Consider the following 7,422-nt stretch of genomic DNA (forward strand, 5'->3'; position numbering starts at 1 on the left):
GGATATCGGTTCGGCGGACATCGACGGCGCCTTTCGGTGGGATCGGTACGTCGGTGACGGCAGCGCACGGCATCCGCATTCCGATCAACTTGGTACAGACCAACGACGTGTGCCCCAGAGTAACCACACACGCCGAACGGCACACACCAAGGGGCCGAACCGCGCCCCCACGAGCTCGCACCCACGGCCGTGCGCGGCAGGAGCCAGCCACCTCGCCGCACAGGGACCGGAGTTGACATCCGATTTGGTCTAGTCCAACTTGGGTGGGGCGCGAGCCAAAGGAGAGGCACGTGTGGCGCACGTTCCGTTCACATCGGGGTGTGTGCCCATCCCGCCGCGCCTGCGAGCCCGCCGCAACGTGACCTGACCCGTGGACCAGGGGACGGTTGCGGGCCGCCGGTCGCCGACGGCAGGAACCGCCACCCAGCGCCCCGTCGGCCCCGCCACCCCCGCGCCGCGACCCGGCCGCGAACAGCGCCCCTGCCGCCCACCCGACCGATCAGCGCCCTCGCACTTCCACCGGACGAACAGACTGCCGCTCCGCCGTCCCGGGGCGACAGTGAGCACCTGGAGCACCGTATGGCGACGTCTGACCCCCATCTCCATCGAGCCGCATCGAACATCCCCTACTTCAGCGCGGACGGCGACACCTACCTGGCCCGTACGCCCCTTCGTGATCTGCGCAAGACGCGCCCGCTCCGGGTGCTGTCCGAGGAGGACTTCTCCTTCTGGCAGAACTACGGCTACATCGTCGTCAAGGAGGCGATCCCCGCCTCCGCCGCCCGGCGGCTGCTGGACTTCGCCTGGGAGTTCCAAGGGCTCGATCCCGCCCGCCCGGACAGCTGGTACCAGGAACGCGAGTTCGGCTCCGACCTCGAACGGGAGCTGCACATCTACGGCTTCGTCGAGGCGTACCACCACCAGCTCATCTGGGACAGCCGCCAGACGCAGCGGGTCTACGACGCCTTCGTCGACGTATGGGACTGCGAAGAGCTCTGGGTCACCCTGGACCGGCTCAACCTCAACCCGCCCAACATCGGCAACCGCGACCGGGCCCTGATCGAGCAGCGGGACCGGGGCTTCGACATCGAACTCCACTGGGACATCGACACCTCGCTCGGCACACCGCCCCAGCGGGTGCAGGGCATCATCGCCCTCAACGACACCGAGCCGGAGCTGGGAGGCTTCCAGTGCTGCCCCGAGCTGTTCCGGCAGTTCGACCGGTGGAAGGCGCTCCAGCCGGACGGTCGCGACCCGATACGCCCCTCGATCGACCGGGACGAGATGCCCGTCGTACGTCCCGAACTGGCGGCCGGCGACCTGCTGATCTGGAACGGTCTGCTGGCGCACGGAGTGGCCCCCAACACCTCCGACAGCGGAGTGCGTTCGGTCCAGTACCTGTCCATGATGCCCGCGCTGGAATCCCATCAGGCGCTGCGGCGGTCACGGATCGACTCCTGGCGCCATCTCACCACCCCCGACTGGAACGCGACGCTGCTCGGCGACAGCACGAAGCACGAGTCCCTGCGCTACGGTCCCGCCCGACTCACCGCCCTGGGCGCGAAACTGCTGGGGCTCGACTCCTGGCCAGGGCCCCACGACGCGGCCGACACCGCCGCCACCGCCGACACGAGCGAGGCCATGAGGGAGGAGACATGCGCAGTATCTGCCTGACACTCCCCACCAACAGGCCCTGTGCGGCGACGATCGCGGCTGTCGGAGAGGAGGCCGCGTACGCCGTCGAGCATTTCGACAACGATGTCCACCTGTTGATCCTCGACTCCTGCGCACCGTCCGTGTACGCCGAGCACGCCGAGGCCGTGCGGCGCCTGCCCACCTCCCCGCACCTCACGGTGCACCACCTCGACGAGGCGCGGCAGCGCGACTTCCTCCAGCGGGTGACCGTGCGCACCGGAAGCGCCAAGCCCGAGCTGCTGCGCGATCTGCTGCTGCCGGACGGGCTCTCCTACGGAGCCTGCACCGATCGCGCTTTCCTGCTCGCGGCCGCGCTCGGCTGCGAGTCCGTCCACCGGAGGGACTCCGACAGCCGGTACCAGAACGCACACGGCCGCCCGGTCTTCCCCGTCCATCACGAACTGAGGTCGCTGGGCAAGCGGGCCGCGGATGCCGCGCGCGACGTGGACGGGACAACGCTGGCGACCGAGCACCTGGACAGACGGGTCGCGATGGTGGGCAGCTCGTTCATCGGCGAACCGTCCGTGGACATCGGCGAGATCCTGGCGGCGGACCCCGAGGTCTACCACGACGTCGTCAGCCTCTGGGCGCCCGCGCACTGGCCGGCCGAGCAGAAGCGTCAGCTGGTGGACGAATCCTTCCGGGGCGCGGGCACGCGACCGTTCGAGCGGGACCACTCGCTGCTGACCCTGGTCGACCCGATGCGGGTCGACATGTGCAACATCAGCTTCCACGGCGTCCACGAACAAGTGCCGCTGCCGCCCGCGCAAGACACCATCGGCAGCGACTACTTCCTGCTCCATCTGGTGCGGAACGCCGGACTGCCCGGCGTCCTGCACAACCGGCACATCGTCAACTTCCACACGTCCGAACGCCGGACCGGGCCGGGCTTCCTGGCCTATCAGACACGTTTCGCCAAGTTCCTGCTGTCGATGCTCCACTTCCACTTCATCTACGACGGGATGGCCGAGGCCGGCGACTCGCTGCTGGACGACCGGGGGCACATACGCGCCTCGGCCATCGCCGCGCTCGCGCGGGAATCCGCCCCGCTCGACCGGCGCGAGAACGTCCAGCGCCTGGACGCTCTCGACTCCGCCTACCGGCGGCTGGGCGGCCGGTACGCCACCGTCGCCGACCAACTGGCCGTCCGCCGCGAACGCCTGCTCGACGAGGCGCGCAGCGACATCGAGGACTTCGCTGTGCTGACCGAGGCCTGGGGCGAGCTGATGTCCGCCGCCCGGCAGACCCCCTTGAGCCCACCGCCGTCCGGCCGGCCGGAGGTGCACGGGTGATGCGTACGGGCACAGCTGCACCGAAGCCGCGGCCGGGCGCCGCGAGCAGGGCGGAGACGGCTGCGTACGGTTCCGAGGCCGTACGCGGTCTCGGAACCGTACGCGTCCGCCACATCCTCCACAGCGACTGGGACTCCGTCGCGGCTCTGGAGCGGGACGCCTACGCCGGACTGGGCCTCTCGGAGGGGCCGGCCGCACTGCAGTCCCGGGCATCCGCTTCACCGGGCACATGCTTCCTGCTGGACGTCGGTTCCCGGACGGCCGGATACCTGCTGGCCTTGCCCTACCCGGCCTTCCGCTACCCGGATCTGGAACAAGCGCAGGGCGCCACCGCGTTCCGGACCCGCAATCTCCATCTGCACGACATCGTCGTCACGCGGACGCTGCGCCGCCGAGGGCTGGCCCAGCAACTGCTGCGCCACCTCACCCGCACCGCGCAAGCGCGTGGGCACGAGCGCATCTCGCTGGTCGCCGTCGGCGGCAGCGAGCGGTTCTGGGCGGCCCGCGGCTTCGTACCCCATCCAGGAGTCGTGCCGCCCGGCAGTGGCTACGGCACAGGCGCGGTCTACATGTCCAGGCCGGTGCCGGTGCCGGTCCCGCAACACGAAGTGAGCTGATGCATGTGTTCCGCGCCCTCGCCCTCCCTGCCCACAGGTCCTTCCTCCATGGGCAGTCGGCAATCGCCGCGCTGTTCTGCGCCCTCGGGTTCCAGTACGCCACCTGGGCCTCGCGGATCCCGGCTCTCAAGAGCGCGCTGCAGCTGACCGCCGCCGAGGTCGGGATGCTGCTGATGGCCGCCGGGGTCGGTGCGGCGGTGTCGTTCCCGCTGGTGGCGATGTTGCTGAGGCGTCTGGGCTCCCAGCGGCTCGCCCTCCTGTCCCATCTCGGTCTCACGCTGCTGCTCCTCGCCCTGGCGGCGGCACCGAACTACCCCGTCGCCCTGCTGGTGATGTGCGTCGACGGTCTCCTCGTCGGCTGCCTGAACGTCGCCATGAACGCGCAGGGAGCGGCACTCGAAGCGCGATACGAACGCACCGCGATGGCGAGGCTGCACGCGGTCTTCAGCGGAGGGTCGCTGCTGGCGGCGCTGCTCGCCTCGGGGATGAGCGCGGTGACCTCGTCGGTCGGGGCCCACTTCGCGGTGGCGGCCGTCCTTCTGGTGCTGCTGGGCACCTACGCACGCACGGGGCTCCTCGACGACGACGAGCCGGCCGAGGAGACGGAGAAGCAGGAGCGCGGCCGGTGGGCGCTGCCGTCCCGGGTGACGCTGTGGATGTGCTGCGCCATGGTGTTCGGCACGGTCGCCGAAGGTGCCATGAACGACTGGTCCACCCTGTACATGAGGGACATCGCCAAGGCGTCCGCGCAGATCGCGCCCCTGGGGATCGCCGTCGTCTCGGGGATGATGGTTCTCGCCCGGCTGTTCGCCGACGGCTGGCGCAACCGCTTCGGCGACGGCCGGGTCGTCCTGCTGGGCAGCGCGCTCGCGGGCACCGGACTCGCCCTCGCGCTGGTGAGCGGCGGCGTCGTACCCGCGCTCGTCGGCTTCGCCTGCGTGGGCCTGGGGATCGCCGCCGTCACCCCCTGCGTGTACGCCGCCGCGGCCAGGCAGGGCTCGGACGCGCTGACCCTCGTCGCCGCCATGGGCACGACCGGACTGCTGGCCGGGCCGCCCCTCATCGGTTTCATCGCGAGCGCCAGCAATCTGGCGTGGGGCATGGCGACCGTGGCCGCTTCGGCCCTCGTGGTGTCACTGTGCTGCTCCCGGATCCGCTGGACCCCGGTGGCCGCCACTTCCGGCTGAGGTCGCCGCCGGGGCCCGGTCGTCAGGCGCGCCCGCCCCCGCGGCGCGGCCTGTGCCGCCGGTAGTAGGAGACGGTGACCGCGGCGACCAACGGGCCCCACAGGACAACCGGCTGGTAGAGGATGCCGACCACGAGGTTCCCGGTGTCCGTCATGTTGTCGTGCGGATACGACCACCACCAGGGAATCTTGGCCCACAGCGCGGTCAGTACCACCGCACCCAGCGCCGCCGGGACGACAGCTGCCATCGGGCGGACGGCCCGCCCGCCCAGCCACGGTATCCAGCGCGGCACCATCTCGCCCCACGGCCGTACCAGACCGATCGTCAGGAAGGCGACCAACTCGCAGACGACGCTCAGCGTCAGCATCCAGACCTTCGCGTCGAGCGACTGGAAGGGCACGAACCCCTCGTCGGTGTAGCCGGCCGGATATCCGAGCACCAGGGCGATGCGCCACAGGCCGCTTGGCAGGACGACCAACGTGGTCGCGTGCGCTGCCCACACCGCCCAACGGGGCGGCGGTGGCGCGGTGACAGGGGTCTCGGTGGTGACCTGGGTGCTCATGGGTCCCATCATGGTGGGCCGCGCGCCGCGCCCCGTCAGCCCGCGAGCCCGACCCGGCTCGTCCCCGGGGATGATGACCGGGCCGGTGCGCTCACCCACGCGAAGGAACCCACCTCGTTCCCCCCCGCCCCGCGGGCCGCGGGCTCACTCCGCGCGGGCATGCTCCGCTGCGGGCTGCTCCCACCGGACGGCGGCCGGCCGTGGCGTGTCCCGTACCGTGCGGAACATGCGCAGCGAGCGTCGGCTACGCCGCCTCGTCGGCGGCGGCATGACCTGGTTCCGGACGGTCCGCCACCGCCCGTCGTGACGGAGTGGGACGGCTGGAGGCTGTTCGACGCGCTCATGAAGAAGGAGGCTCCGCCTCCTGGCTGGGCCGTCCGGCCGTGGGACGCAGCAGGAGCAGGGCGATGTCGTCGGTGGGCGGGGTGTGCTGGACCGTGGGGGCGGTGAGGGTGGTGGCGAGGTCTTCGAGATCCTGGTCGCCGGCCTCGGCGAGTCTGTGGGCCAGCGCGGCGGTGGACACCCCGATGTCGACGCCGGGGGTCTCGACGAGTCCGTCGGTGTAGAGGGCGAGGACACTTCCGGGTTCGAAGGGGAAACCGACCGTCGTGTAGTCGGTGTCGGCTTCGATCCCGAGCAGCAGTCCGGGAGGCAGCTCCAGGGTCTCCGTACGACCGTCGGGATGGCGCAGCAGGGGCGGCGGATGTCCGGCTGTGGCGAGGCGGACCTCCCGGCGGGACAGGTCGAGGTGGGCGTACAGGCAGCTGGTGAACAGCCCGGTGTCCAGGTCGATGAGGAGCCGATTGGTACGGGCAAGGATCTCTCCGGGCGACACACCGGCGGTCGCATGGGTGTGGACGGCGGTTCTCACCTGCCCCATGAGCGCCGCCGCGGTGGTGTTGTGCCCCTGGACGTCGCCGATGGCCGCCGCGGCGCTGGAGCGGTCGCTGCGGATGAGGTCGTAGAAATCGCCGCCGATGTCCATGCCGCGCCCCGCGGGCAGGTACCGCGCGGCCACCTCCAGCGAGGGGACGCTGGCCAGCCGGTGCGGCAGCAGGCCCGTCTGCAGGCTGTGGGCCAGTTGCCGCTGGGTGTCGTAGAGGCGGGCGCGGTCCAGCGCTTGGGCGATCAGCCCGGCCAAGGAGGTCAGCAGGGCCCGTTCGGGGGGTGTGAAGGGGTGGGGCTGGTCGTAGGCGAGCACGAGGGTGCCGATGACGCGGCCCGACGCGGACAGCGGCAGAAACGCCCAGGCGGCCATCGCGTCCCGGTGACCAGCGTACGGATGGGCCCCTTCCAGTTCTGCGGAGTTCGAGAAGAAGGCCGGGACGCCGGTCGACAGGACGTTCGTCACCGGCGTGTCGGAGGTGAGGGGGACCGCGTCGAAACGGGCCATCAGCTCCGCCGGGTAGCCGCGGTGGCCGGCGACGTGCAGGCGGCCCTCCTCGGCGGTCATCAGGGCGAGCGCGCCGGGCCCGAACGCCGGTACGAGCTGGTCGGCCACGAGCTCCACCACATCGGTGACACCCACCGCCTCGCTGAGGACGGCCGCCAGATGGGTGAGGTGGTAGAGGGCCGCCGCACTGGCCGGCCGCTCGGCCTGCGGACGGCGTCGGTCGGAGGACGGGGCGGCGTGCTCGGCAGCGGCGGGTGTGATGTGGACGCTCACCCCGTTCTCTCCGGGGAACAGCCGGAAGTACAGCGATGTGTCGGGGGGCCGTCGGGCGGTGAAGGAGGCCGGCTGCCGTGAGATCACGGCGGCCCGGTACCGGTCCTCGAAGACCGGATCGTGCAGCCAGGGCAGCGACTCCCAGGGACGGGTCCCCAGCAGCGTCTCCGCGTCCACTCCCACCAGGTCGGCAGTCGCGGAATTGAGGAAGACGACCACCCCGTCCACGTTCAGCGAACAGCACCCGACCGGAAGGCGCTCGGCGAATTCGAAGGCCGCCGCCGCCTGCGCCGGCTCGGGCCGGCCGGGGCCCCGGGACCGCAGCAGCCGCGGCTCGTCCTGCGGCAGCAGCGGACGGCCGTTGTCGGCGGCCTGACGCAGGACGCGGCTCGCGCGGCGGCAG

At 71.2% G+C, this 7,422-nt stretch carries 6 protein-coding genes; 4 read left to right on the forward strand and 2 right to left on the reverse strand.

The window, feature by feature from the left end:
* The first annotated feature begins 579 nt into the window (after positions 1 to 579).
* From KBY19_RS35200 to KBY19_RS35215, 4 genes are read left to right on the forward strand one after another with little or no spacing between them, the layout of a single operon-like run.
* Entirely contained in the window at positions 580 to 1,674 is a 1,095-nt protein-coding gene (locus tag KBY19_RS35200) for a phytanoyl-CoA dioxygenase family protein (protein ID WP_099885821.1), read from the forward strand.
* Complete coding sequence (locus KBY19_RS35205; RefSeq protein WP_210967456.1) at positions 1,656 to 2,987, forward strand: DUF6271 family protein; 1,332 nt, start codon at positions 1,656 to 1,658, stop codon at positions 2,985 to 2,987. Before KBY19_RS35200 ends, KBY19_RS35205 begins: the two co-directional genes overlap by 19 nt.
* Positions 2,987 to 3,604 carry a GNAT family N-acetyltransferase gene (locus KBY19_RS35210; protein WP_185019028.1) on the forward strand — a complete coding sequence of 206 codons (618 nt, stop codon included), beginning with the start codon at positions 2,987 to 2,989 and terminating at the stop codon, positions 3,602 to 3,604. Before KBY19_RS35205 ends, KBY19_RS35210 begins: the two co-directional genes overlap by 1 nt.
* The gene (locus tag KBY19_RS35215) at positions 3,604 to 4,791 is read left to right on the forward strand and encodes an MFS transporter (RefSeq protein ID WP_210967457.1); all 1,188 of its coding nucleotides are present in this window, start codon (positions 3,604 to 3,606) and stop codon (positions 4,789 to 4,791) included. The genes KBY19_RS35210 and KBY19_RS35215 overlap by 1 nt, the downstream gene beginning before the upstream one ends.
* A 22-nt stretch (positions 4,792 to 4,813) precedes the next feature.
* Here KBY19_RS35215 and KBY19_RS35220 read toward each other — a convergent pair whose 3' ends face one another.
* Together KBY19_RS35220 and KBY19_RS35225 are read right to left on the reverse strand one after the other, a co-directional pair.
* Entirely contained in the window at positions 4,814 to 5,353 is a 540-nt protein-coding gene (locus KBY19_RS35220; RefSeq protein ID WP_247691736.1) for a hypothetical protein, read from the reverse strand.
* Positions 5,354 to 5,693: 340 nt separating this feature from the next.
* Positions 5,694 to 7,422, reverse strand: a 1,729-nt coding sequence (locus tag KBY19_RS35225) for a SpoIIE family protein phosphatase (RefSeq protein WP_210967458.1), incomplete at its 5' end; no start/stop codon positions are given.

The sequence above is a fragment of the Streptomyces sp. B15 genome, from assembly GCF_018070605.1.
GTDB lineage: Bacteria > Actinomycetota > Actinomycetes > Streptomycetales > Streptomycetaceae > Streptomyces > Streptomyces smyrnaeus.

Bases quoted from the DNA above. Each gene is read 5' to 3' on its own strand.
- KBY19_RS35200 (WP_099885821.1), top strand. From the start codon at position 580: ATGGCGACGTCTGACCCCCATCTCCATCGAGCCGCATCGAACATCCCC.
- KBY19_RS35205 (WP_210967456.1), top strand. From the start codon at position 1,656: ATGCGCAGTATCTGCCTGACACTCCCCACCAACAGGCCCTGTGCGGCG.
- KBY19_RS35210 (WP_185019028.1), top strand. From the start codon at position 2,987: ATGCGTACGGGCACAGCTGCACCGAAGCCGCGGCCGGGCGCCGCGAGC.
- KBY19_RS35215 (WP_210967457.1), top strand. From the start codon at position 3,604: ATGCATGTGTTCCGCGCCCTCGCCCTCCCTGCCCACAGGTCCTTCCTC.
- KBY19_RS35220 (WP_247691736.1), bottom strand. From the start codon at position 5,353: ATGAGCACCCAGGTCACCACCGAGACCCCTGTCACCGCGCCACCGCCG.